We start from the raw sequence: 23,283 nt of genomic DNA, 5'->3' as shown, positions 1-23,283 counted from the left end.
TATGGATTGAATTATGAACTCAGTTTTTATCATCGACGATCACCCCGTTATTCGCCTGGCCGTCAGGATGCTGTTGGAAAACGAAAACTATGAAGTGGTCGGCGAAACAGATAATGGTGTGGATGCCATGCAGATGGTCCGCGAATGCATGCCTGACCTGATCATCCTTGACATCAGCATCCCCAAGCTCGATGGCCTGGAAGTCCTGGCCCGGTTCAACAGCATGGGACTGTCATCAAAGATTCTGGTGCTGACCTCGCAAACCCCGAACATATTTGCCATCCGCTGCATGCAATCCGGAGCGGCCGGCTATGTCTGCAAACAGGAAGACCTGAGCGAACTGCTGAGTTCTGTCAAAGCGGTATTATCCGGCTACAATTACTTCCCCAGTCAGGCACTGACTCCGGCCGTTCGCGAAGATGGGCAGCCCAGCGAAATAGAACTATTCAAGCTGGTGAATGATCGCGAATTGATGGTATTGCAATTATTTGCCCAGGGCCGTTCCAACAAGGAAATAGCCAAGGGCATGTTCCTCAGCAACAAGACCGTCAGTACTTACAAGACGCGACTCATGCAAAAGCTGAAAACCAGGACCTTGGTAGAACTTATCGAGATGGCAAAACGCAACGCGCTAGTGTGAGAACCCGGATGCCCAAGCGCTTGAAAAACTTTCTGATACTGGCAACGAGCCTATGCCTGGGCTGGGGTACATACACCAACCTTGAGGCAGCAGATCACTACACGCTGCTCGGCCGCTCAAACCCGGCTCACATGGATGTGAAGCTAGACGCCGCCCAGTGGCAATGGGTGCGCAGCAAGCGTGAACTGGTCCTCGGCACATCGGCGCCGGATTACCCGCCCTTCGACATCACCATTTCCGGCAATGATTACGAAGGCATCACGGCCGATTACGCCAGCATCATCTCCAGGGCACTGGACCTCCCCCTCAAGGTCCAGCGTTTCGAAAACCGCGAAGCCGCGATGAACGCCCTCATAACCGGCCAGATAGACCTGCTGGGCAGCGCCAATGGCTTTGAGGCCATGGACCGCAGCATCAAGCTGTCAACACCCTACGCCGTGGACCAACCCGTCCTGCTGGTGCGCACCGGCGATACCCGCTCACTGACCGATGGCCTCAAGGGCATGCGCCTTAGCATGGTCTATCACTATCTGCCCCTGGCCGATGTCCAGGCGCTCTACCCCGAAGCCATTCTGCAGACCTACCCCTCTTTTCAGAACGCCATCAATGCCGTGGCCTTCAATCAGGCCGATGTCTTCCTCGGCGACACCATTTCCACGCAATACATCATCAACAAGGGCTATCTGAACAATGTGAAAATGGCCAGTTTCGGCAAGCACGAAGCCAACGGCTTCAGCTTTGCCACAAGCCATGAAAACACGCAGTTGCTGGACATCGTCAACCAGACACTCAAGGCCATCCCGGTGGATGAGCGCATCGACATCTCCAAACGCTGGGGCGCTGGCAGCGACATGCTGCTGACCGACCAGAAGCTGCAACTGACACAACGGGAGGAGCGCTGGATTACCCGGCATCCGACAGTACGGGTCGTAGTCAACGAAACCTATGCACCCTTGACCTTTTACGATGCCAACGGCAATTTCCGTGGCATCACTGCCGACCTGCTTGAGCTGATACGCCTGCGAACCGGCCTGCGATTCGAGGTCATACGGGCATCCAGCTCAAGCGACATGATGAATCAGGTTGCTCAGGGCCAGGCCGACATGATCGGTGCCATGGTGTCGAGTGATGAGCGTGGAGACCGGTTCAGCTTCAGCCGCCCCTACATCGACAACTCCTTTGTCCTGATCACCCGCAAGGGTGAAAAAGCCCCGACTTATCTGGAACAGATGGACAACCTGAATATCGCAGTCATCCAGGGCAGCCCGATACTGCAATGGCTACGACGCGAACACCCCGATATCGTCATCGTGGAAATCGACAATCCGTTCCAGGCGCTGGACATGCTGGCCACAGGCAAGGTGGAAGGCGCAGTCACATCCCTGCTCAGCGCCAATTACTTCCTGTCTTCCGGCGTCTTCGAGGGACAACTGCAGATTACCGCCACCGTTGGCGAGGACCCTGCCCTGATCTCGATGGCCACCTCACGTAACGCACGGGAACTGAGCTCGATTCTCGACAAGGCACTAGCGAGTATTGCGCCACAGGACCTGGCAATCATCAATAATCGCTGGCGCTCGTATACCCCTGTCGGTGGCAACTGGCACAACTACCAGCGCCTCATCTATCAGATCCTGGCCGGTGCAGGCCTGCTTCTGCTCGGTCTGCTGGTCTGGAATGCCTACATGCGCCGCCAGATAAAACAGCGCGAAACGGCAGAGCGGGCACTGGGCGATCAGCTTGAATTCATGAGCGCGCTGGTCAACGGCACGCCGCACCCGATCTACGTGCGTGACCGGGAAGGCCTGCTGCGCATGTGCAACGACAGCTACCTCGCTGTTTTCGAAGCCCATCGTGAAGACATCATTGGCAAAAGCGCTACCGAAGGCGTACTGAGCAACGCATACGAGGCCAGCGAGTACGCCGCCGACTACGAGCACGTCATGGCCAGCGGCACGCCCCTGATTCTCGACCGGACACTGCATATCGGCGAACGCCAACTGACCATCTACCACTGGATCCTGCCGTTTCGCGACTCCCTGGCACACGTGCAAGGCATCATCGGCGGATGGATCGATATCAGCGAACGTCGACAATTGATCGAAGAACTGCAGTCGGCCAAGGAACAGGCCGACGATGCCAACCGGGCAAAGAGTACCTTTCTCGCAACCATGAGCCACGAAATACGCACGCCCATGAACGCTGTCATCGGCATGCTGGAGCTGGCCCTGAAACGTGCCGACCAGGGTGTTCTGGAACGTTCCGCCATCGAAGTCGCCTACAGTTCGGCCAAGGACATGCTGGATCTCATCGGCGACATCCTCGATATCGCCCGCATCGAATCCGGACGCCTGACCCTGAGCCCCGAGCGAGCCAATCTGCGGCAACTGGTGGAGTCTGTCACCCGGGTATTCGAGAGTCTGGCCCGGCAGAAAAACCTGATCCTGGTGCTGGAGCTCGACAGCCGGACCAACACCGATGTCCTGATCGACCCGCTGCGCTTCAAGCAGATCCTGTCCAACCTGATCAGCAACGCGATCAAGTTCACCCAGCAGGGCCAGGTCAGCGTCACCCTGCAGGCAGCAAACGGCTCCAGCCATCAGCAAATGCACCTGAGCGTGACCGTGCAGGACAGCGGGATCGGCATCAGCGCCGAAGATCAGCGTCGTCTGTTCGAGCCTTTTGCCCAGGCCGATAATCAGGCACGCATGGCGCGTACCGGTGCCGGACTGGGGCTGGTGATCTGCCGCAGCCTCTGCCAGATGATGGGCGGCACCCTGACCCTGAATAGCGAGCCGGGCCGGGGAACCCAGGTTCACATGACCCTGGAGCTGACCACTCTGGAACCGCTGGCCATCGCCACACCTGTTCAAGAAGACTCACTGCCTCCCGGCACGCCCTTGAACATCCTGATCGTCGATGATCATCCCGCCAACCGCTTGCTGCTTTGTCAGCAACTGGGTTTTCTTGGCCATCGTTGTGAAATGGCCGAACAGGGAGCCCAGGGGCTCGAGCGCTGGCGGGCCGAACCGTTCGATCTGGTGGTAGCCGACTGCAATATGCCGGTCATGAATGGCTATGACCTCACCCGCGCCATCAGAGCCCATGAACACAGCGAAAACCTTGCCCCCTGTATCATCTGGGGCTTCACCGCCAATGCCTTGCCCGAGGAAATCCAGCGTTGCCTTGAAGCAGGCATGGACGACTGCCTGTTCAAGCCCATCGGCCTGACGACCCTCAGCGAGCGACTGGCCAGGATCCCCGTACGCTCTGCACCTGCCACCCCCTTCAACCTGAACAGTCTCAGCAACCTGACCGCAGGCCGGACAGAAATGATGCAGCGCCTGCTCACGCAACTGCTGCACAGCAGCCAGGAGGACCGCAAGGCCCTGGGTGACCTGATGACCCGTGGAAACCACAAAAACATTGGCGAAATGGCTCATCGCATCAAGGGTGCAGCACGAATCATTGGCGCATCGCGGGTGATCGAAAGCTGCGAGGCCCTTGAGCATGCCTGCTCGCCGGGTGCGGAACCCCATGTCCTGGAGGACTGTTACAGGGAACTGAACGCCGCCATGCTTGATCTCGAAAAGGCGCTGATCAGCCAGCAGCCAGAAGACCCAGAGCAAGAAGAGAAAGGGAAGCAACAGTGAAACAGGCACCGTCACCGCTTAACTGGTAGACTGCGCCCCGAAATTACCTAAGAGGATCGCTTCATGGCCACTAACCGCTCCCGTCGTCTGCGCAAAAAGCTCTGTGTGGACGAGTTCCAGGAATTGGGCTTCGAGCTCAATCTGGAATTCAAAGAAGATCTGGATGACGAGGCTGTTGATGCCTTCCTGGACGCTTTCCTGACAGAAGCCATGGACGCGAACGGTCTGGACTACGTTGGTGGCGATGACTACGGCCTGGTTTGCCTGGCTGATCGCGGTTCGGTCACCGAAGAGCAACGCGCTGCTGTAGAAGCATGGCTCAAAGGCCGCAGCGAAGTGGTCAAGGTTGAAGTCAGCCCGTTGCTGGACGCCTGGTATCCAGAAAAGCCGATCAATCCGGCTGCATGATCCAGATGCAGACGGTGTGAACACCGCTCTGTGACGTTCAAACAAATGCCCCGACTTGTCGGGGCATTTGTTTTTCCGGGACACAAAGAAGGCTTTCACAACCGTCCACTGACTTTTTGCCTACAACAAAAAAATCCTGTTACAACCCCATGCAACACCCACGCAGGCCCGGCTTCGGGCATAATGCCGTTCTGTTACAGCGCTGGCCTTGTGTTATTACCGTTCGGCCTCAGGCGTCTATCATTGTTACCGAGGGAATTCATCCATGCCCTCTTTTTGTTCCCCTTCTTTGCTGTAGGGTTTTTTTGATGATCAAATCTTTGCGTCCACTGCTTCTCGCCTCTTTTCTCCTGCCTCTGGCACTTCCTGTACATGCAGCCGTCATCAATACCACTCTTCCCCCCAAGGTCCAGCAAGCCCTCAAGGCCAGCAAGCTCAACGACAATGCATTGTCGGTAGTGATGCTGCCGCTTAACGGTCCTGGCACCCCGACAGTCTTCAATGCCGATGTTTCCGTGAACCCGGCATCGACCATGAAGCTGATCACCACCTATGCCGCGCTGGAAATCCTCGGCCCGACTCACCAGTGGCGAACCGAATTCTTCACAGACGGCACCCTGAGCAATGGCGTTCTGCAAGGCAACCTGTACCTCAAGGGCGGCGGCGATCCCAAGCTCAACATGGAAAAGCTCTGGTTGCTGATGCGTGACCTGCGCGCCAATGGCGTACAGCAGGTGACGGGCGATCTGGTGCTGGACCGCAGTCATTTCGTGCAGCCACAGTTGCCCGAGTTCAATGATGACGGCAATGACGATAACAAGCCGTTTCTGGTCAAGCCCGACTCGCTGATGGTCAACCTCAAGGCCTTGCGCTTCGTCACCCGTAACGATGACGGCAAGATCCGCATTTCTGTCGAGCCGCCCATTGCAAGCATTCGTGTCGACAACCAGGTCAAAGCGCTGGCGTCCAGGCAATGCACTGGCGATGTACGCTACAACCCGGTGCCACAACCTGATGGCAGCGTCAATGTGACGGTCAGTGGTCAGTTGGGCAATGGTTGTAACTCCCAGACCTACCTTTCGCTGCTCGACCACCCGACCTACGCTGCTGGTGCGGTACGGGCCATCTGGCAGGAACTGGGCGGCAGCATCCTGGGCAAGGACCGTGTCGATGTCGTGCCGGGCAACGCCAAGCTGTTGGCCAAGGCTTTCTCGCCGGACGTGGTTGAAGTGATCCGCGACATCAACAAATACAGCAACAACACCATGGCTCAACAACTGTTCCTGAGCCTGGGACAAGAGTTTCGCAATGATGCAGACGGCGATGACGCAAAAGCCGCGCAGCGGGTGATCCGTCAATGGCTGGCGAAAAAAGGCATCACCGCACCGCATCTGGTCATGGAAAACGGCTCGGGCCTGTCCCGTGCCGAGCGCGTCAGCGCCCGTGAAATGGCAATCATCCTGCAGGCCGCATGGCGCAGCCCGTACGCTGCCGAGTTCATGAGTTCAATGCCTCTGGTGGGCATGGACGGCACCATGCGCAAGCGCCTGAAACGCACGCCACTTCTGGGCGAAGCCCACATCAAGACCGGCACGCTGAATACCGTGCGGGCCATTGCCGGTTTCAGCCGTGACAGCAATGGCAATACCTGGGCGGTGGTGGCGATTCTCAACGACCCACGTCCGTTTGGTGCGTCATCGATTCTGGACGAGGTGCTGGTGGATCTGTATCGCCAACCGAAACTTAACAACAGCACGGTTTCCATCCTGCAGCCCTGAGTTGCCACGTTACCGGCAGGAGCAATTCATTCGCGAGACGTCATTGGAGGCGATACATTTTCCTCGGATGTACGAGCCCTTCGCGAATGAATTCGCACCCACAGATTTGTGACATTCGCGAAACAACTCGCGGATAAATCCCCACGGTTTTGTGTGGCCCTTAGTCGAGCTCCTGCTCGACCCGGTCCCTGCCCGCCTGCTTGGCAGCATAAACCCCCGAGTCAGCCCTCAACAGCAGCGCATCCACGCTCTCTCCGGGCCGCCAACTGGCGATACCGAAACTGGCAGTGACCTGCCCGACCGTATCCAGCGGCTGGCTGCGCAAGGCCTCGCGCAAACCGAGAGCCAGTTGGTAGGCTTGCGGTGCCTGAGCCCCAGGGCACAACACGACGAACTCTTCCCCGCCGATACGGCAAAACACATCATCACAGCGCAGCCGCTGGCTGATCTTTTTGGAAATGGCCTGAAGCACCGAGTCGCCGACCGCATGCCCGTACTTGTCGTTGAAGCGCTTGAAGTGGTCGATATCCAGCATGATGACCGACAAGTAACCGCCGTGCCGATTGATGCGCGCCAGTTCGGACTGCAACCTGTCCTGAAAGTAACGACGGTTATAGGCACCGGTCAGTACGTCAGTCACCGACAGTGCCCGCAACTCCTGCTCGACCCGTTTGAGATCGGAGATATCCGAGATGAATCCATGCCAGAGCACGCAGCCACCGGGCAGACACTCCAGCGTGGCGGCACCTCGCACCCAGCGCAGCCCCTTGCGTGGCAGCTCGATGCGATACTCCTCGCTCCAGGGCGAGGACTGCTCGGCACTGATACGGATTGAATCGCGCAAACGCATGATATCGGCAGGATGCGTACGCCTGAGCAGAACCTCGGCATCCTTGAGCAACTCTTCTTCGGTCAGCTCAAAGAGCTCGCACATGCCGACACTGGCGTAGGTGAAACGTGAGCTGCCATCGGCATCCTGGCGATACTGATATATACCGCCCGGCACCTGAGAGCTGAGTTTCTTCAGCAACTGGTCACGTGCCTCAAGCGCCTCGTAGACACGCTTGTGCTCGGTGATATCGAGGCAGACAGCCAGGTAACCGATCCATTGCTCCTGATCGTCTCGCACCGCCGTGATCAGCATGTTCACCACCAGCGTGCTGCCATCGCGTCGCAGGAAGGTCCACTCCCGGGAAGGATGGCTACCCTCTTGCGTGGCATCGACGAACATGGCCTGGGCAGCGGTAATCGGGCGTCCATGAAGCTCACTCAACCCCTTGGCATGAGCTTCGAGTTCCGACAACCGATGCAGATCCTTGAGCCTGAATGTGCCAAGCACTTCTTCATCCGTGTAGCCCAGCATTTTCTGCGCACCGACGTTGAAGGTCGTGATGACGCCGTTGAGATCAGTGGCAATGATCGCCACTTCAGTCGCGGAGTTGAGCACATTACGCAGTTGTCCGTGGGTCACGCGCAATTGCTGCTCGCGCTGACGCAACTCGCGGGTCCGCTGCTCAACCATGTGCAAGGCTCGCTGGCGCTGGCTGACAAGGCTGTAAAGCAAGGCACTGAGCATCAGGCTCAGGAGACCACCCAGCAATGCCAGGCTGCCGGCCATCGGCGGACTGCTCAGCATGAAGGCGTCAGTGGGACGAACCTCAAGCAAATAATCACGATCGCCCATGCTCAGCAGAGTGCTGAGATGCAAATCACTCTCGGCCGCCACACCTGCGGAACGGTACAGCAGATCGGGCTCACCGGCCGAGCTCAAGTCGAGCATGCTCATGGCCAGATTGTCCTGACTGGGCAACCCCTCGTTCATCATTTGATCGAGGCTGATGATTGCCATGACAAAGCCGCGCAAGACCGGAGTGGGAGCATCAATGGCGGCAACCGGCGAATACACGGGCGCCATCAGTAACACCCCCCGGGTATCGGTCTTGCTCAGACTGACCAGATCCACCCGCGGTGTCGCCACGATGCTGCCACGCAGGCGGGAACGCTCAATGGACAAGTGCCGGATCTGCTCGGAGTTCACATCGAAGCCCAGAGGCGGAGGTTTTTTACTGAGGGTCTGGATAAACACGACAGGAAAGTATTCGTCGCGCACTTCGGCTGTTTTCAGCACGCCATTCCCGTCGAGCTCTCGTATGGCGAAATCCTTGACTCCAGCCTGACGGACACTTTCTTCAAAGGTCGCACGCTGAACCTGGGTGACGTGAGGCGTCCATGTGTAAGCCTGGGTGCCTACCAGCATAGGGCCGACAAAACCCTCGTACTGGGTGCGAGTGATTTCTTCGGAATAGAGAAAGAAGCGGCGCAGGGTATCGAGTCTTTTGACCTGACCATCCAGCCGCTCCTGGATACGGCTGAAACGCTCACCTGCCAGAAGGTCGAAACGCTGGCGTAACTGGCGTTGATACAGCTCCAGGTTCGCCAGTGCCAGCATCACGGTAAGTGCGGCGCCGGCGGCAAAAGCCAGCGCCGCAACCAACCATGCAGAGGCCTGTTCACTGATGAATCCCAGAATTCTGGGCCGGAACTGTTTCGCCGCCATACTTAGAACCCGTGACGCTGGCCATTATTCTCTTATAGCTATTCGCTAGTAATTTGCCTAGCCCGAATAAAGAGAATCAGTTCACGCGCGTCGTGATCTTCCAGGCACGGTGGATCTTGCTGTTGCGCGCAAAATCCTGATCAATGGTCTGGGCGGTGATTTCTTCGACCGCATAGCGCTGGGCAAGATTCTCGTCCAGCACAAACTTGCGGAAGTTGTTCGAGAAATACAGCACGCCACCCGGTGCCAGACGCGCCATGGCCAGATCGATCAACTCGACCTGATCGCGCTGCACATCGAAGATCCCTTCCATGCGCTTGGAGTTCGAGAACGTTGGCGGATCGATGAAGATCAGGTCGTACTCTTCACGGCATGCCTGCAGCCAGGCCATCACATCGCCCTGCTCCAGACGGTTCTTGTCGGAGAAACCATTGAGCGACAGATTACGCCGCGCCCAGTCCAGGTAGGTCTTGGAAAGGTCGACACTGGTCGTACTGCGCGCCCCGCCCTTGGCAGCGTGAACGCTGGCCGTGGCCGTGTAGGAAAACAGGTTGAGGAAGCGTTTGCCCGCAGCCTCGCGCTGAATGCGCATACGCATCGGTCGATGATCGAGAAACAGACCGGTATCCAGATAATCGGTCAGGTTCACCAGCAGCTTGACTCCGCCTTCGCTGACTTCCTGGAACTGGCCCTGAGCACTTTGACGCTCATACTGTTTGGTGCCGCTCTGGCGCTCGCGGCGCTTGATCACCACGCGGCTCTTGTCGATGTTCAAGGCCTGAGGAATCGCAGCCAGTGCATCGAACAGACGTGCCGAGGCTTTTTCCGGGTCGACGGATTTAGGCGCAGCATATTCCTGAACATGAACCCAGTCATGGTACAGATCGATGGCCAGGGAATATTCGGGCATGTCGGCGTCGTACACGCGATAGCAGTCGATGCCTTCGCGGCGCACCCATTTGCTCATCTGCTTGAGGTTCTTTTGCAGACGATTGGCGAACATCTGCCCGCCTTCGCTCAAGCGTGCCTGTTCGACCACAACCGGAGCCGGCTTGATTGGATTGCCATTCTTGTTGAGCTTTCTTTCGACCGGCTCTTCAACCTGTGTCTCGCGCTCGATCTGGCGCTGCTCGGGCGTACGCCGCTCGCCGGTGACGAACTGATCCGGCAGGACCTTGATGAGCAACAGCTTGCAAGGCAAAGCGCCGTTCCAGAAGGAATACTGCTTGTGGCTGCGAATCCCCATACGCTTGCCCAGATCCGGCGCGCCGGTGAACACCGCCGCTTCCCAGTTGAGACACGCCTGACGCAGGCGCTCACCCAGGTTCTGATAGAGGTACAGCAGGCTCGCCTCGTCGCCCAGACGCTCACCGTAGGGAGGGTTACAGATCACCAGGCCTTTCTGGTTCTGATCCGGACGCGGCTCGAAAGTCGCCACTTCGCCCTGATAGACCTTGATCCAGTCGCTCAAGCCTGCCCGCTCGATGTTGTTGCGGCCCGGCTGGATGAGACGCGGATCGGCTTCATAGCCACGAATCCACAACGGTGGCCTGGCAAGGCCTGCCTGAGCACGCGCCAGGGCTTCATCGTGCAGCTTGCGCCACAGCGCAGGGACGTGGCCGAGCCAGGCCGAGAACCCCCAACGCTCGCGCTTGAGGTTAGGTGCGATATCGGCGGCGATCATGCCGGCTTCCACCAGGAAAGTGCCGACACCGCACATGGGGTCAGCCAGAGCGCCACCTTCGGCAGCGATACGCGGCCAGCCGGAGCGGATGAGAATCGCCGCTGCCAGGTTTTCCTTGAGCGGCGCGGCGCCCTGCTGCAGGCGATAACCACGTTGGTGCAGGCTGTGGCCGGACAGATCCAGGGACAGGATTGCCTCGCCACGGTCCAGACGCAGGTGCACCCGCAGGTCAGGATTGATCTTGTCCACTGAAGGACGCAGGCCATCGGAAGTGCGCAGCTTGTCGACAATCGCGTCCTTGACCTTCAACGCACCGAAATGGGTGTTGTCGATGCCCGAACCATGACCGCTGAATTCCACAGCCACAGTGCCATCGGCTTCCAGATGATCCTGCCAGTCGACATGCAGTACGCCTTCGTAAAGGTCGTCGGCGTTTTTCATCGGAAAACGCTTGAGTACCAGCAGCACCCGGTTCGCCAGACGCGACCACAGGCACAGCCGATAGGCGGTTTCCATGTCGGCCGTACCACGGATGGCTGAGGTGTGTTCGCGTGTTTCCTGAAGGCCAAGCGTGGTGGCTTCCTCGGCAAGCAGGCCTTCGAGGCCTTTGGGGCAAGTGAGGAAAAGTTCGTAGCGATCCGACATGAGTATTCCAGGGCCTGAGCCGTCAGCGGCGGGCAACGCATTGCCCGACCAGATTTAAAACAGACGTCTTTCATGGAGAGCGTCTGCGTGGCACATGATGTGTGCCGATCCACCGTATGAACCTGTCATGTCATTACGGCAGTCTTGTAACGATGAAAAAGTGAATATTGGACCCTACGACGTAGGTAATAATAAAGTCACATCGCGACCCTTCGTCGAATTTCCACTGAATGCATTAAGCCATTACTCGCATTTGCGAGCCCGTCTCACTACTGCCTGAAACCCGCGACTCAGCAGGGTTAGGACAAGAATCAAATTTGAAACACCTTCTCGCTTATCGCTCGACAGACCTAAATGTGACGTGCTTATGACAAAACGATCATTCACACCGTCTCAAGCTTTGGTTAGAACTCAACACAGGTCATCACTGCAACGGTAATGACACTAAGGCCCGCGACGCCGGCAGCGGGCACCAACGGCAGAAAATTCTGCCCGACCTCGACAGAGGTCTTCAGGGATATAACAGTCAACAGACGAGGGCAATACCCTATGAGAAGACTTAAGCGTGATCCGTTGGAAAGAGCATTTTTGCGCGGATATCAATACGGCGTTACAGGTAAATCCCGTGAGCTTTGCCCTTTTACTCTACCGTCAGTACGCCAGGCATGGATCAATGGTTGGCGAGAAGGACGTGGCGACAACTGGGACGGTATGACCGGCACTGCGGGAATCCACAGACTCAACGAACTTCACGCGGTCGGATAGGTAACCTCCGGCCAGTCCATCAAACTTTCTACTGACTTTTACACCCATACCATGCACGCCCCATCCGGGCGGCGGGCTTCGGCCCAGGGGCTCCTCAAGGAGCCCCTTTTTTTCGCCCTGCAATCAGCTACGAGGCATGGCTGCAATCGCATCCACCGATTCGCGGATAAGCGCCGGGCCCTTGTAGATGAACCCCGAATACACCTGCACCAGACTCGCACCGGCAGCGATTTTCTCGGCGGCGTGCCGGCCTTCGGTGATACCACCTGCCGCAATGATCGGCATACGCCCTGCCAGCTCGCCAGCCAGCACCTTGACGGTATGGGTGCTTTTTTCCCGAACAGGCGCACCGGAAAGACCGCCAGCTTCATCTGCATGGGCCAGACCTTCGACGCCTTCGCGGCTGAGCGTGGTGTTGGTGGCGATGACCGCATCCATACCGGACTCGATCAGGGCCGTGGCGACCAGCACGGTTTCTTCATCGGTCATGTCAGGCGCGATCTTGATCGCCAGCGGCACACGCCTGCCATGCAATTGCGTCAGTTCCTGCTGACGCAGGCTCAACGCCTCCAGCAATTGCTTGAGGGAGTCTCCAAACTGCAGGCTGCGAAGGCCTGGAGTATTGGGCGAGCTGACATTGACGGTGACATAACTGGCATGGGCATAGACCTTGTTCAGGCAGATCAGGTAGTCATCGACAGCGCGTTCCACAGGCGTATCGAAGTTCTTGCCGATATTGATACCCAGGATGCCCTTGTATTTCGCGGCCTGAACCCGGGAGACGAGGTTATCCACGCCCAGGTTGTTGAAACCCATGCGATTGATGATGGCTTCGGCATCGGGCAGGCGGAAAATACGCGGCTTGGGGTTGCCCGGCTGCGGACGCGGCGTCACGGTGCCGATCTCGACAAAGCCAAAACCCAGCTGCGCAAAACCGTCGATGGCCGCACCGTTCTTGTCCAGCCCGGCTGCCAGCCCTACCGGATTCGGAAACTCCAGCCCCATGACCGTGACCGGCAACTTCGCAGGCGCCTTGCTCAACAGGCCATTGAGGCCCAGCCGACCACCGGCACCGATCAAGTCCAGCGACAGGTCATGGGAGGTTTCCGGGGAAAGTTTGAAGAGTAACTGGCGGGCCAGGTTATACATGGGCGGGCAAGGCTCGTGGGAAGCTGAATTCAGGGCGCGATTATAGACATGTGCCGCCCCCGGCGCGAGGCAAGCTTGCATTTCGTGCTTTTGCGCCCTCCATCTGTGCGCAACGCTTCACGGCAGTGCACAAACAGCCACGGCATCCACCTCAATGCCCCGCAGACAGGCTTGCCTGCAACTTGGCACAACCGCTGCATGAGCGCCTTCATGTAATTCACAAGACTGCACCCCTCAACGACGAGGGCTGCTTTTCCCGAGAGAACGGGACCGGACAAAGGCGTCCTCGTCAGGTAACTGGCGAGACGCCTTTTTTGTTTGCGCAGAATTTATCGAGCACGGCCCTGCCGTGACCTCGGAGGCGACATGGCGAAACTCAGACTGGTAATGATCGGCAATGGAATGGCCGGGGTTCGCACCCTTGAAGAACTGTTGAAGCTGAACGAAGACCTCTACGAAATCACCATCTTCGGCGCCGAACCGCACCCCAACTACAACCGGATACTGCTGTCGCCGGTACTGGCCGGCGAGCAGACCTTCGATGACATCGTGCTCAACGACCTGAATTGGTACAAGGAACACAATATCCAGTTGCTGCTCAACCGTCGGGTAGTAAAAATCGACCGCTTCCGGCGCATCGTCACGGCCGAGGATGGCACCCAGGCCCCTTATGACCGCTTGCTGATCGCCACCGGCTCACGCCCGTTCGTGCTGCCAGTCCCCGGCAATACCCTCAAAGGCGTGATCGGCTACCGCGACATCGCCGATACCCGACTGATGATCGATACAGCAACCACTCACCGACGTGCCGTGGTCATCGGTGGCGGCCTGCTGGGACTGGAAGCGGCCAATGGCCTCAAGATGCGTGGCATGGACGTGACGGTGATCCACAACGGCAAATGGCTGCTGGAGCGGCAACTGGACAAGACCAGCGGCCAGATGCTGCAAGCGGCACTGGAGCGGCGCGGCCTGGCGTTTCGTCTCAACGAGCAGACCGAGGCCTTTCTCGGCGATGAGCAGGGTCAGGTTCAAGCCGTGCAATTCAAGGGCGGTGCGGTGATTGATGCCGATCTGGTGGTCATGGCCGCAGGCATTCGCCCCAACATGGAACTGGCCGCACAATCAGGCCTGCCCTGCGACCGGGGCATTCTGGTCAACGACACCCTGCAGACCTACGACCCACGGGTCTATGCCATCGGCGAATGCGCCAGCCATCGCGGTATCGCCTATGGTTTGGTTGCACCACTGTTCGAGCAAGCCCGAGTCTGTGCCAATCACCTTGCTCAGTTGGGTTTCGCCCGCTATCCGGGCTCGGTGAGCTCGACCAAACTCAAGGTCACCGGTATCGACCTGTTCTCTGCCGGCGACTTTCTGGGGGGCGAAGGCACCGAAAGCATCACCCTCTGCGACCCTTTGGGCGGCGTCTACAAAAAACTGGTCATCAAGAATGACGTGCTGGTCGGCGCCTGCCTGTATGGCGATACCGCCGACGGCAGCTGGTACCTGCAACAGATCCGGGAAAACCGCGGGATCGATACCATCCGCAATCACTTGATGTTCGGCGAACAGACTACCGACGAGGCGGCATGCGCATGATGGAAGCCCCGACCCAGACCACACAGATCACCGCATCCACCTGCTGCTACTGCGGCGTTGGCTGCGGCGTGCTGATCGAACATGACGGACAGAACATTCTCGGAGTCAGTGGCGACCCGCAACATCCGGCCAACTTCGGCAAGCTGTGCAGCAAAGGCTCGACCCTGCACTTGACCGGCGACCTGTCGGCACGGGCGCTTCATCCTCAACTGCGCCTGAGCAAAAGCCTGGCCCGCAGCAACACCGACTGGGATACGGCTCTGGAACATGCCGCGAATGTCTTCGCCGATACCATCAAGGAGCACGGCCCCGACAGTGTGGCGTTCTATATTTCGGGGCAATTGCTGACCGAGGATTACTACGCCTTCAACAAGCTGGCCCGGGCACTGGTGGGCACCAATAACATCGACAGTAATTCCCGGCTCTGCATGTCTTCGGCCGTGGTGGGCTACAAGCGCAGCCTGGGCGCCGATGCACCGCCGTGCAGTTACGAAGACATCGAGCTGAGCGATTGCGTGATGATTGTCGGCAGCAACATGGCCTACGCCCACCCGGTCCTGTTCCGACGACTGGAAGAAGCCAGGAACCGTCGGCCCGAGATGAAAATCATCGTGATAGACCCCAGGCGCACAGATACCTGCGAACTGGCGGACTTGCACCTGGCCATTCAGCCAGGCACTGACGTTGCGCTGTTTCACGGCATCCTTAATCTGCTGATTAACGAAGGTTTCACCGATCACGGCTTCATCAACGCCCACACCCAAGGCTATGCAGAACTGGAAAACCTGGTTCGGGATTACCCACCAGAGACCGTCGCCGAAACCTGCGGTATCTCCATAGAAGACCTGCGCGCCTGCGCCCGCTGGATTGGCCAGGCTCCTGGCTTCCTGTCGCTCTGGTGCATGGGGTTGAACCAGTCCACAGCCGGCAGCGCCAAGAACAGCGCGCTGATCAACCTGCATCTGGCCACCGGCCAGATCGGCCGCCCCGGCGCAGGCCCCTTCTCGCTCACCGGCCAGCCCAACGCCATGGGCGGCCGTGAAACCGGCAGCCTGTCCAACCTGTTGCCAGGCCATCGTGAAGCCGCCAATGCCGAGCATCGCGCCGAAGTCGCCGAATATTGGGGGGTCGATACGCTGCCAGCCACCCCTGGCCTGCCTGCCATAGATCTGTTCGAGCAACTGCGCACAGGCAAGGTCAAAGCGCTATGGATCGCCTGCACCAACCCGGCCCAATCGCTGCCCGATCAGCAAAGGATCAAAGAGGCTCTGAGTACATGTCCGTTCGTGGTATTGCAGGAAGCTTTCCAGACCACTGAAACCGCACGTTTCGCCGACCTGCTGCTGCCCGCCGCCAGTTGGGGAGAAAAGGAAGGCACCGTCACCAACTCGGAACGACGCATCTCCAACGTGCGCAAGGCCATTCCCGCTCCAGGCCTGGCACGCCCCGACTGGGCAATCACCGTGGATTTCGCGCAACGCCTGGAACGCAGGCTGCGACCCGGCACTCCTGCCCTCTTCGACTTCACCAGCCATGATCAGCTATTCGATGAGTACAAGGTTCTGACACAGGGCCGCGATCTGGATATGTCCGGCATCGACCGCGACCTCATCGACCGCCTCGGCCCACAGCAATGGCCTTTCCCACAAGGCGCTCGCGAGGGTACCGCCCGCCTCTACAGTGACGGTGTATTCCCGACGACTTCGGGTCGGGCGCAGTTTGTCTGCGATGCTTATGTCGCCGCCAAAGAGCTGCCCGATGCGCAGTATCCACTGACGCTCAATACCGGCCGATTGCGCGATCAATGGCACGGCATGAGCCGTACCGGCACGGCCGCCCGCCTGTTTGGCCATGTCAGCGAAGCCATGCTGGGCCTGCACCCGCAAGAAATGCAACGCTATGGGCTGGAATCAGGTGACCTGGTTCATCTGCATAGCCGTCGTGGCGATCTGGTGGTGCCCGTCAGCAGCGATGACGGCGTTCGTCCGGGTCAGGCATTCCTGCCCATGCATTGGGGCGACCGGTTTCTCAAGGGCGGCATCAACGTACTGACTCAACCCGCCTTTGACCCGCTGTCCAGGCAACCGGAACTCAAACATTCCGGGGTACGCCTCGAGAAAGCAGACTTGCCCTGGCAATTCTTCGCCTTGATCGAAGGTGATGTGCAAAGCCACCTGACGGCGCTTCGCCCGCTGTTTGACACATTTGCCTATGTCAGCCTGGGACTGATCGGTCGCGAGCGCCCTGCACTCGTGATAAGGGCAGCCAATCTCCAGGCACCTGAGCATTCGCTGCTGGAAGATATTGATCGCCTGCTGGGCCTCGATGAAGGTCCGGTCATGGCCTACGACGATCCCAAACGTGCCATCGGCAAGCGGATCCGCCTCGATGACGGACACATCACCGCCTTGCGCCTGGCAGGAGAAACCCTCGCTCAGCACTGGCTGCAGAATCTTTGGCTACAAGGTCGGGTAGACGAGCAACTGCGCCGCTGGATGCTGGCTCCGATCAGCACGGAACCAGGCAAAAATGCCTCTCAGGCCCGCGACAGGATCCTCTGCAACTGCAAGAACGTCAGTCAGAGTGCAATCATGAAAGGAATAGACAACGGTCTGGATTTGAACCAGCTTAAAACACAGCTCGGTTGCGCAACCCAGTGCGGCTCATGTGTGCCGGAAATAAAAAGGCTGATAAGCGCTGTGGTACTGACGGATTGAATATCGGTTCATCAAATCGCAGGCAAAGAAAAGCCCGGCATAAGCCGGGCTTCTCATTCAAAGCAGGCTAATTACTTAGCTTGTGCTTCAACTTCAGCTTCTACGCGACGGTTTACTGCGCGGCCAGCTTCAGTTGCGTTGTCAGCAACTGGACGGGTTTCGCCGTAACCAACCGAGTTTACGCGGTTAGCGCCAACACCGTACTGGTTGACCAGAACTTGTTTAACGGCGCTAGCGCGACGCTCGGACAGTTTCTGGTTGTAAGCGTCAGGACCGACGGAGTCAGTGTGACCTTCAACAGTGGTGGTGGTTTGTGGGTACTGTTGCATGAAGTCAGCGAGGTTTTTGATGTCGCCGTAGCTGTTAGGCTTGACCACAGCTTTGTCGAAGTCGAACTTGACGTCCAGCTCAACACGAACCACTTCAGCAACTGCCGGGCAGCCATCAGCGTCAACAGTTACGTTGGCTGGGGTGTTAGGGCACTTGTCGACGTTGTCGCACACGCCGTCGTTGTCGCTGTCGGAGCAGACTTCAGCAACTGGAGCAGCTACTGGAGCAGCTTCGGTTTTCTTGCTGCCGCCACCGAAGTTTACGCCGATACCGACGCTAGGAGCCCACTCGGTCTCGCCTTGGTCGATGTTGTACTGAGCTTCAACGCCAGCACGAGCATAGAAGTTGTCGGTGAAGTACAGCTTGGCACCGCCGCCAACGTTGGCGAAGGTGGAACCGTTACGACCACCGCGGTTAGTCTGACCGATGCTCTGATCGGAGAAACCTGCAGACACGTACGGACGCAGCATGTCGCCTGGGTTGTTGAAGTGGTACAGAGCGTCCAGGGCAGTGTTGGAGCCCTTGATGTTCTTGCCATCGTCGCCACGAGCGTTGTGAACTTCGTCGTAGCCCAGACGCAGTTCAACGTCGTCAGTCAGGAAGTAACCGATCGAACCGCCGAACAGGTTGCCGTCGTTTTTGAAGTCGCGAGAGCTGTCAAAGTATTGCTTCTTGGCGAAGCCCTCGATCTCGACTGCGCCTTGGCCTTGCGCCAGCACGCCGAACGAAGTCGCGGCAACGATAGTACCAATGGCCAAGCCCAAGGTGTTTTTCAGTTTCATCCGTTAAATCCCCATCTGGTGATTGTAAAGCAGCCCCATGACAACTGGGGCAATTCGTCGGCAAGTCTAGCAGACCCTGCCAGTTCTTTAGAGATATTTGCTCCGAGTTAAGTTTCGGTGATGCCCGCAAATTTCTCACGTAATTTATCTAATGCCCGCTTATAGCGCATTTTCGTTGCGCTTAAGCCCATGTGCATGATGTCTGCAATCTCCTGGAATTCAAGTTCTGCGACAAAACGCAGCACCAGAATCTCCCGATCGATCGGGTTCACATGCACAAGCCAGCGATCAAGTCCGCCCCTTTCTTCAGGTTTGGGCGTCTTTTCTTCAGACGCCTCCTCAAGCGGGTCCAGACTCAAAGCGTCCATCAAGCGACGCTTTCGCCGTTCCTTTCTGTACTGAGTGATGCACTCGTTGTAGGTGATGCTGTAGAGCCAGGTTTTGAACTTCGATTTTCCTTCGAAATTCTTCAATCCATACAAGACCTTAAGCATCACTTCCTGACAGACATCATCAGCATCGCGATCGTTCCCTAAATAACGTGCACAGACGTTAAAAAGTGTTCTCTGGTAACGACGCATTAACTCTTCGTAGGCCCGAGTCACGTTGAAAAGCTCGACGTGAGCGCGCGCGACCAGCTCCTCATCTGAGAGCTCGCGTGGGTCGTAGCGCGTCGAAAGCGGTAAGGGTTTATTCAAAACGAGTCGTGCCGACAGTCAGTTCAATGTCCGCCAATGCCCGGATTCCGGCAATTTGGGGCGGCATAGATTAGCAGATTCGCCGCTTAACGGCTGCTTACTCTCTGCTCAAGGAGAATTTTGTTGGAAAAAGAAACCAACTCCCCTTCGTCTGTCAGCAGTGTAGTCTTGACCGTACCGATTTCCTCGATTTGCCCCTCTATATCGCCCACCTGCAAATGCTGGCCGACCTGATAAAGCTCTCTGACATAAATCCCCGCCAGAATCTGACCTGCAATTTCACGACTTCCCAGCCCCAGCGCCAAGGCAACGGCCAGGCCGACGGTCAGGAGGCCAATCACGATAACGTGATTGAGCAGATCTGTCTTCACTTCAAGCTGGCTGATTGCCACCGAAATACTGATGATGATCACCAGCCCCTGGGCAATTCGCCCGAGACCGGGCGCATAATCGACCCCGACGCCCTCGGCAGCCCCACGCACCAGCCCGTTGACCAGTTGCGCCAGCAATACACCCACCAGCAGCACCAGCGCCGCACCAAACACCTTGGGCAGGTACAACGCCAGCATGTCCAGTGTCGCCGATACACGCTGCAGACCAAGGGACTCGGCCGCCGATACCAGGAAGATCAGCAGGACGAACCAGTAGACGATCTTGCCGATCAGGGTGGAAATAGGCACTTTCACGCCGGCACGGCTGATCAGCTTGGTCAGCCCGGTGCCGCCCATGAGGCGATCCAGGCCCAGCTTGGCCAGCAATTTCGATAACAGTGCATCGAGCAGTTTTGCGACCACGAAACCCAGCAGCACCACCACAAGGGCGCCGAACAGGTTAGGGATGAAGTTTGCGACTTTGGTCCACAATGCAGTCATTGCAGCAACCAGACTCTGGGTCCAGAGATCCAATTCCATGTTCAATCAGCCTTATCGACAGGACGGGCAGTAGGTTGGGTTCGACGGGAAACAGGAGAAACGTGTGCTGAACCGTTATTGAGGGCAATCATCATCGCCTGGGACCAGCGCCCAAGCAGCCCGAACAGCACACCGGCACCTACCTGGCGGTTGGCGGTTTTCAGGACACGGCCCAGGCAAGCGTCGTCATCCCGGCTGGAGGATGACGATTTGAGCATGTCACGCAAAGATTCTTCAAAGGGATCGTGCATCAGGCACCTCACGCAATGTCAGTGAGAGACGTGACCATTTTCAGGCGAGTCACACATCGCACTGAAATTTTATTTGTCACAACCAGCGCAAACGCCTGAACAACCACCACTGCCCCACCGCTACCAGGACAATCAATACGCACGCCAGCAGAAAACCGTAAGGATTGTCGGAGCCGGGAATACCGCCGACGTTGATCCCCAGCAGCCCGGTCAGAAAACTCATGGGCAGAAAAATACCGGTGATGATCCCGAAACGGTACATGGTGTGATCCATGCGCTCACGCAGACGCCGGTCTTCGGACTCCAGCAGCAGCCCCACGCGCTCGCGGGTCAGTTCAAGTTCTTCCAGATAACGGGTCAGGCTGTTGTTAAGCTCGTTCCAGTAATCGGCGTCGTCATCCACGAACCAGCTCAGCTTGATACGCGACAACTGGCCGAAGATATCCCGCTGAGGCGCCAGAAAACGGCGCAGGCCCGCTGCCCGTCGACGAATCTGCAGCAACTTGCTGTGCTCTGGACTGTAACGCTCGTCGGCATCGGTCTTTTCTTCCTCGTCATCCACCGACTCGGTCAGGTCGCCGAGCAGATCCTGGACCTTTTCGGTCAGGTACTGGGCCAGATAAAGCATCAGCTCCGAGGCCGTCCTTGGCCCCTTGCCCTCGCTCAACTGCTCGATCAGCTCTTCGGTCGCCCGCAAAGGCCGCAGGCGCAAGGAAATCACTCGCTGGGCAGCAGCGAAAATGCGTACCGACACCATGTCTTCCGGCTCGGCACCGGGATTGAGGTTCACGCCACGCAGGAACAGCAAAAGCTCCTGATCCGGCAAGGGCAGCAAACGCGGGCGGGTATTTTCTTCAAGCAGCAGCGTGCAGGCAAACTCGCTCAAGCCACTGGAATTGCGCAACCACGAATGAGTCTGCGGGTGGCTGCGATCCCAATGCAGCCACAGGCTTTCGTGGGGCTGCATCTGAAGATCATCGAGTTCGGTTCGAGCAATGAAACGCGCTCCACCCTGACCATCCAATACGAGGGCATGAACCAACCCCCACTGCGCGTTTGCTTCATCGAACATTCTTGCTTCGCTTATTCCGGCATTGTCAGAGGAGACGGAGAAATGATCACACCATTATTATCGGCATACAGGTACTCACCCGGCCGAAAGGTGATACCGGCAAAGGTCACGGGGACATTCAAGTCGCCGATACCACGTTTGTCGGTCTTTTTCGGGTGGCTGGCCAGCGCCTGCACGCCCAGATCGGTTTGCGCGATGACATCGACATCGCGAATGCAGCCATAGATCAGCAGACCTTCCCAGCCGCTTTTCGCAGCCTTGTCCGCCAGCAGATCACCCAGCAGCGCGCAACGCAGAGAGCCACCACCATCGACGACCAGCACCTTGCCCTTGCCATCGAGTGCTACCTGGTCCTTGACCAGTGAATTATCTTCAAAGCATTTGATGGTCACGATCTCGCCACCAAAGGAGTCACGGCCGCCGAAACTGCTGAACATGGGTTCTACGACTTGCACCAGCTCCGGATAGGCATCGCACAAGTCGGGGGTCGAATAATGCATGGCTAACTCCTGTCAGTGAGAGATGGGTTGCTCAGGGCAGCATAGTGGCTTTGACCTCAACTTTCGCCCCGACTCTCATACAAACACAAAACCAGACTATTGCCCTACCGCTTCCTGCAGCCCGGGACTCTCGTCAGTCGCAGAGCGCTCCTGCAACCAGCCGAGTACTCGCGGCCAGACCTGCTGCTGCGCGCCCTTACTGACCAGCATCCGCACATGGTCGAAATCTTCGTTGAAGCCATGCTCGCGACCCAGGCACAGGAACTCCCGCTGTTGCGAGCCAAACTGGTCGAACAACATCTGACAGGCCCAGACCGGGTCCTGATGATCGCCCACCGCAGCCACTGCCAGAATCGGCACTTCGACGCTGGCCAGCCCGGTCCACCAGTTGCTGTCACGATCACCGAAACGCCCGAACAGGCCGTGCCAGCGCATGCTTTCCAGAACAACGCCAATCGGCTCGTCTTCCGGTCCACGCTTGAGGCGCGGCCCGGAAATATGCTCGAAAGGCTTGAGCAGCAGACGCCCGGTCCACTGCACTGGCGGAATCTTCAATGGCCAATAGGTGCGACTGATCTGGCTGCCAAACAACGCAGCCGACGCCGCCCCCTCAGGACCGAGATATTGACCACCCAGCGCCGCCGCCAGCGTGGTGCCGCCCAAGGAGTGGCCGATCCAGTGCGGCACCTGCCCGTTCTGTTCGCGAACGAACGCGGCAATGGCCGGCAGATCGTAGCGGGCATAATCTGCCACACGATTGCGGCGATAGTCCTGATTGCGGGCCGAAAGCCCATGACCGCGCATCTCGGCAATCCACACATCGTAACCGGCGCGTGCCAGGAACGGCCCAAGGCCGATTCCCTTGGGGGAATACCAGAAACGGCGATTGGAAAAGCTGCCATGCAACAGAATGACGGGCACACCGCGCACATCGGGCTGATCCACCAGACCGAGACGGGTAACAGCCAGCTCGACACTGGAGTCAGGGCTGTTGGCAGGCTTCAAGCGATAGACGTCCTCAACCAGATCGCCACGACGCTCGGCACTGATCAAGGCAACGGGAAAAAGATTGCTGCTGCTTTGCATATAGCTCTTTATCTAAGGTTCAAAGGCATCGGGTCGCCTCTGACAGACTGTTGAAACCACG

The 23,283-nt window shown here is 57.9% G+C and carries 16 protein-coding genes and 1 pseudogene; 7 read left to right on the top strand and 10 right to left on the bottom strand.

All coding sequences use genetic code 11. The features are described 5' to 3' along the window. Positions 1 to 13 precede the first annotated feature (13 nt). The 4 genes from K5D32_RS02110 to dacB all read left to right on the top strand — a co-directional run bounded on the left by K5D32_RS02110 (position 14) and on the right by dacB (position 6,479). A complete protein-coding gene (locus K5D32_RS02110; RefSeq protein ID WP_025260540.1) occupies positions 14 to 640 on the top strand; it encodes a response regulator transcription factor in 627 nt (208 codons plus the stop codon). Between the two features lie 8 nt (positions 641 to 648). Further along, positions 649 to 4,293, top strand: a complete 3,645-nt coding sequence (locus K5D32_RS02105) for a transporter substrate-binding domain-containing protein (protein WP_221599088.1) — start codon at positions 649 to 651, stop codon at positions 4,291 to 4,293. Positions 4,294 to 4,356: 63 nt separating this feature from the next. Then, positions 4,357 to 4,701 (top strand): YggL family protein, encoded by a 345-nt coding sequence (locus K5D32_RS02100; RefSeq protein WP_025260541.1) that lies wholly within the window; start codon positions 4,357 to 4,359, stop codon positions 4,699 to 4,701. A 308-nt stretch (positions 4,702 to 5,009) separates the two neighbouring features. Further along, positions 5,010 to 6,479, top strand: coding sequence for a D-alanyl-D-alanine carboxypeptidase/D-alanyl-D-alanine-endopeptidase (gene dacB, locus K5D32_RS02095; RefSeq protein ID WP_025260542.1), 1,470 nt, complete (start codon positions 5,010 to 5,012; stop codon positions 6,477 to 6,479). Positions 6,480 to 6,639: 160 nt separating this feature from the next. Here dacB and K5D32_RS02090 read toward each other — a convergent pair whose 3' ends face one another. Beyond that, positions 6,640 to 9,036, bottom strand: coding sequence for a diguanylate cyclase (locus K5D32_RS02090; RefSeq protein WP_221599087.1), 2,397 nt, complete (start codon positions 9,034 to 9,036; stop codon positions 6,640 to 6,642). Positions 9,037 to 9,112: 76 nt separating this feature from the next. Continuing rightward, the gene (gene rlmKL, locus K5D32_RS02085) at positions 9,113 to 11,365 is read right to left on the bottom strand and encodes a bifunctional 23S rRNA (guanine(2069)-N(7))-methyltransferase RlmK/23S rRNA (guanine(2445)-N(2))-methyltransferase RlmL (protein WP_221575902.1); all 2,253 of its coding nucleotides are present in this window, start codon (positions 11,363 to 11,365) and stop codon (positions 9,113 to 9,115) included. A 549-nt stretch (positions 11,366 to 11,914) separates the two neighbouring features. Here rlmKL and rmf point away from each other — a divergent pair. Further along, positions 11,915 to 12,130, top strand: coding sequence for a ribosome modulation factor (gene rmf / locus K5D32_RS02080; protein ID WP_074569014.1), 216 nt, complete (start codon positions 11,915 to 11,917; stop codon positions 12,128 to 12,130). Positions 12,131 to 12,253: 123 nt separating this feature from the next. Here rmf and K5D32_RS02075 read toward each other — a convergent pair whose 3' ends face one another. Next, positions 12,254 to 13,279, bottom strand: coding sequence for a quinone-dependent dihydroorotate dehydrogenase (locus tag K5D32_RS02075; RefSeq protein WP_221575903.1), 1,026 nt, complete (start codon positions 13,277 to 13,279; stop codon positions 12,254 to 12,256). Between the two features lie 366 nt (positions 13,280 to 13,645). Between K5D32_RS02075 and K5D32_RS02070 the strand changes: the two are divergent. After that, positions 13,646 to 14,845: pseudogene (locus K5D32_RS02070) on the top strand (NAD(P)/FAD-dependent oxidoreductase); the annotation flags it as partial. Between the two features lie 26 nt (positions 14,846 to 14,871). After that, positions 14,872 to 17,592 (top strand): nitrate reductase, encoded by a 2,721-nt coding sequence (locus tag K5D32_RS02065; RefSeq protein ID WP_260407124.1) that lies wholly within the window; start codon positions 14,872 to 14,874, stop codon positions 17,590 to 17,592. 71 nt (positions 17,593 to 17,663) lie between these two features. Here K5D32_RS02065 and K5D32_RS02060 read toward each other — a convergent pair whose 3' ends face one another. The 7 genes from K5D32_RS02060 to K5D32_RS02030 form a co-directional block, all read right to left on the bottom strand. Further along, positions 17,664 to 18,704: an OmpA family protein gene (locus tag K5D32_RS02060; protein WP_025260548.1), complete on the bottom strand. Its 1,041-nt coding sequence runs from the start codon at positions 18,702 to 18,704 to the stop codon at positions 17,664 to 17,666. Positions 18,705 to 18,811: 107 nt separating this feature from the next. Continuing rightward, positions 18,812 to 19,402, bottom strand: a complete 591-nt coding sequence (gene sigX, locus K5D32_RS02055) for an RNA polymerase sigma factor SigX (protein WP_025260549.1) — start codon at positions 19,400 to 19,402, stop codon at positions 18,812 to 18,814. An 86-nt stretch (positions 19,403 to 19,488) separates the two neighbouring features. Beyond that, positions 19,489 to 20,313, bottom strand: a complete 825-nt coding sequence (locus K5D32_RS02050; RefSeq protein WP_025260550.1) for a mechanosensitive ion channel family protein — start codon at positions 20,311 to 20,313, stop codon at positions 19,489 to 19,491. A gap of 2 nt (positions 20,314 to 20,315) precedes the next feature. Further along, positions 20,316 to 20,564: a hypothetical protein gene (locus K5D32_RS02045; RefSeq protein ID WP_025260551.1), complete on the bottom strand. Its 249-nt coding sequence runs from the start codon at positions 20,562 to 20,564 to the stop codon at positions 20,316 to 20,318. A 76-nt stretch (positions 20,565 to 20,640) separates the two neighbouring features. Then, on the bottom strand, positions 20,641 to 21,636 hold the full coding sequence (locus K5D32_RS02040) for a zinc transporter ZntB (RefSeq protein ID WP_221599084.1): 996 nt from the start codon (positions 21,634 to 21,636) through the stop codon (positions 20,641 to 20,643). An 11-nt stretch (positions 21,637 to 21,647) separates the two neighbouring features. Further along, positions 21,648 to 22,136: a ribonuclease E activity regulator RraA gene (gene rraA / locus K5D32_RS02035; RefSeq protein ID WP_198725096.1), complete on the bottom strand. Its 489-nt coding sequence runs from the start codon at positions 22,134 to 22,136 to the stop codon at positions 21,648 to 21,650. 96 nt (positions 22,137 to 22,232) lie between these two features. Then, entirely contained in the window at positions 22,233 to 23,222 is a 990-nt protein-coding gene (locus K5D32_RS02030) for an alpha/beta fold hydrolase (protein WP_221599083.1), read from the bottom strand. Positions 23,223 to 23,283 lie beyond the last annotated feature (61 nt).

This window comes from Pseudomonas cichorii, from assembly GCF_019719005.1.
GTDB classification, from domain to species: Bacteria; Pseudomonadota; Gammaproteobacteria; order Pseudomonadales; family Pseudomonadaceae; genus Aquipseudomonas; species Aquipseudomonas cichorii_E.
This window is presented reverse-complemented; position numbering and strand designations above follow the sequence as displayed.

Coding starts and splice junctions, on each gene's coding strand:
- K5D32_RS02110 (WP_025260540.1), top strand. CDS start 14: ATGAACTCAGTTTTTATCATCGACGATCACCCCGTTATTCGCCTGGCC.
- K5D32_RS02105 (WP_221599088.1), top strand. CDS start 649: ATGCCCAAGCGCTTGAAAAACTTTCTGATACTGGCAACGAGCCTATGC.
- K5D32_RS02100 (WP_025260541.1), top strand. CDS start 4,357: ATGGCCACTAACCGCTCCCGTCGTCTGCGCAAAAAGCTCTGTGTGGAC.
- dacB (WP_025260542.1), top strand. CDS start 5,010: ATGATCAAATCTTTGCGTCCACTGCTTCTCGCCTCTTTTCTCCTGCCT.
- K5D32_RS02090 (WP_221599087.1), bottom strand. CDS start 9,036: ATGGCGGCGAAACAGTTCCGGCCCAGAATTCTGGGATTCATCAGTGAA.
- rlmKL (WP_221575902.1), bottom strand. CDS start 11,365: ATGTCGGATCGCTACGAACTTTTCCTCACTTGCCCCAAAGGCCTCGAA.
- rmf (WP_074569014.1), top strand. CDS start 11,915: ATGAGAAGACTTAAGCGTGATCCGTTGGAAAGAGCATTTTTGCGCGGA.
- K5D32_RS02075 (WP_221575903.1), bottom strand. CDS start 13,279: ATGTATAACCTGGCCCGCCAGTTACTCTTCAAACTTTCCCCGGAAACC.
- K5D32_RS02065 (WP_260407124.1), top strand. CDS start 14,872: ATGATGGAAGCCCCGACCCAGACCACACAGATCACCGCATCCACCTGC.
- K5D32_RS02060 (WP_025260548.1), bottom strand. CDS start 18,704: ATGAAACTGAAAAACACCTTGGGCTTGGCCATTGGTACTATCGTTGCC.
- K5D32_RS02050 (WP_025260550.1), bottom strand. CDS start 20,313: ATGGAATTGGATCTCTGGACCCAGAGTCTGGTTGCTGCAATGACTGCA.
- K5D32_RS02045 (WP_025260551.1), bottom strand. CDS start 20,564: ATGCACGATCCCTTTGAAGAATCTTTGCGTGACATGCTCAAATCGTCA.
- K5D32_RS02040 (WP_221599084.1), bottom strand. CDS start 21,636: ATGTTCGATGAAGCAAACGCGCAGTGGGGGTTGGTTCATGCCCTCGTA.
- rraA (WP_198725096.1), bottom strand. CDS start 22,136: ATGCATTATTCGACCCCCGACTTGTGCGATGCCTATCCGGAGCTGGTG.
- K5D32_RS02030 (WP_221599083.1), bottom strand. CDS start 23,222: ATGCAAAGCAGCAGCAATCTTTTTCCCGTTGCCTTGATCAGTGCCGAG.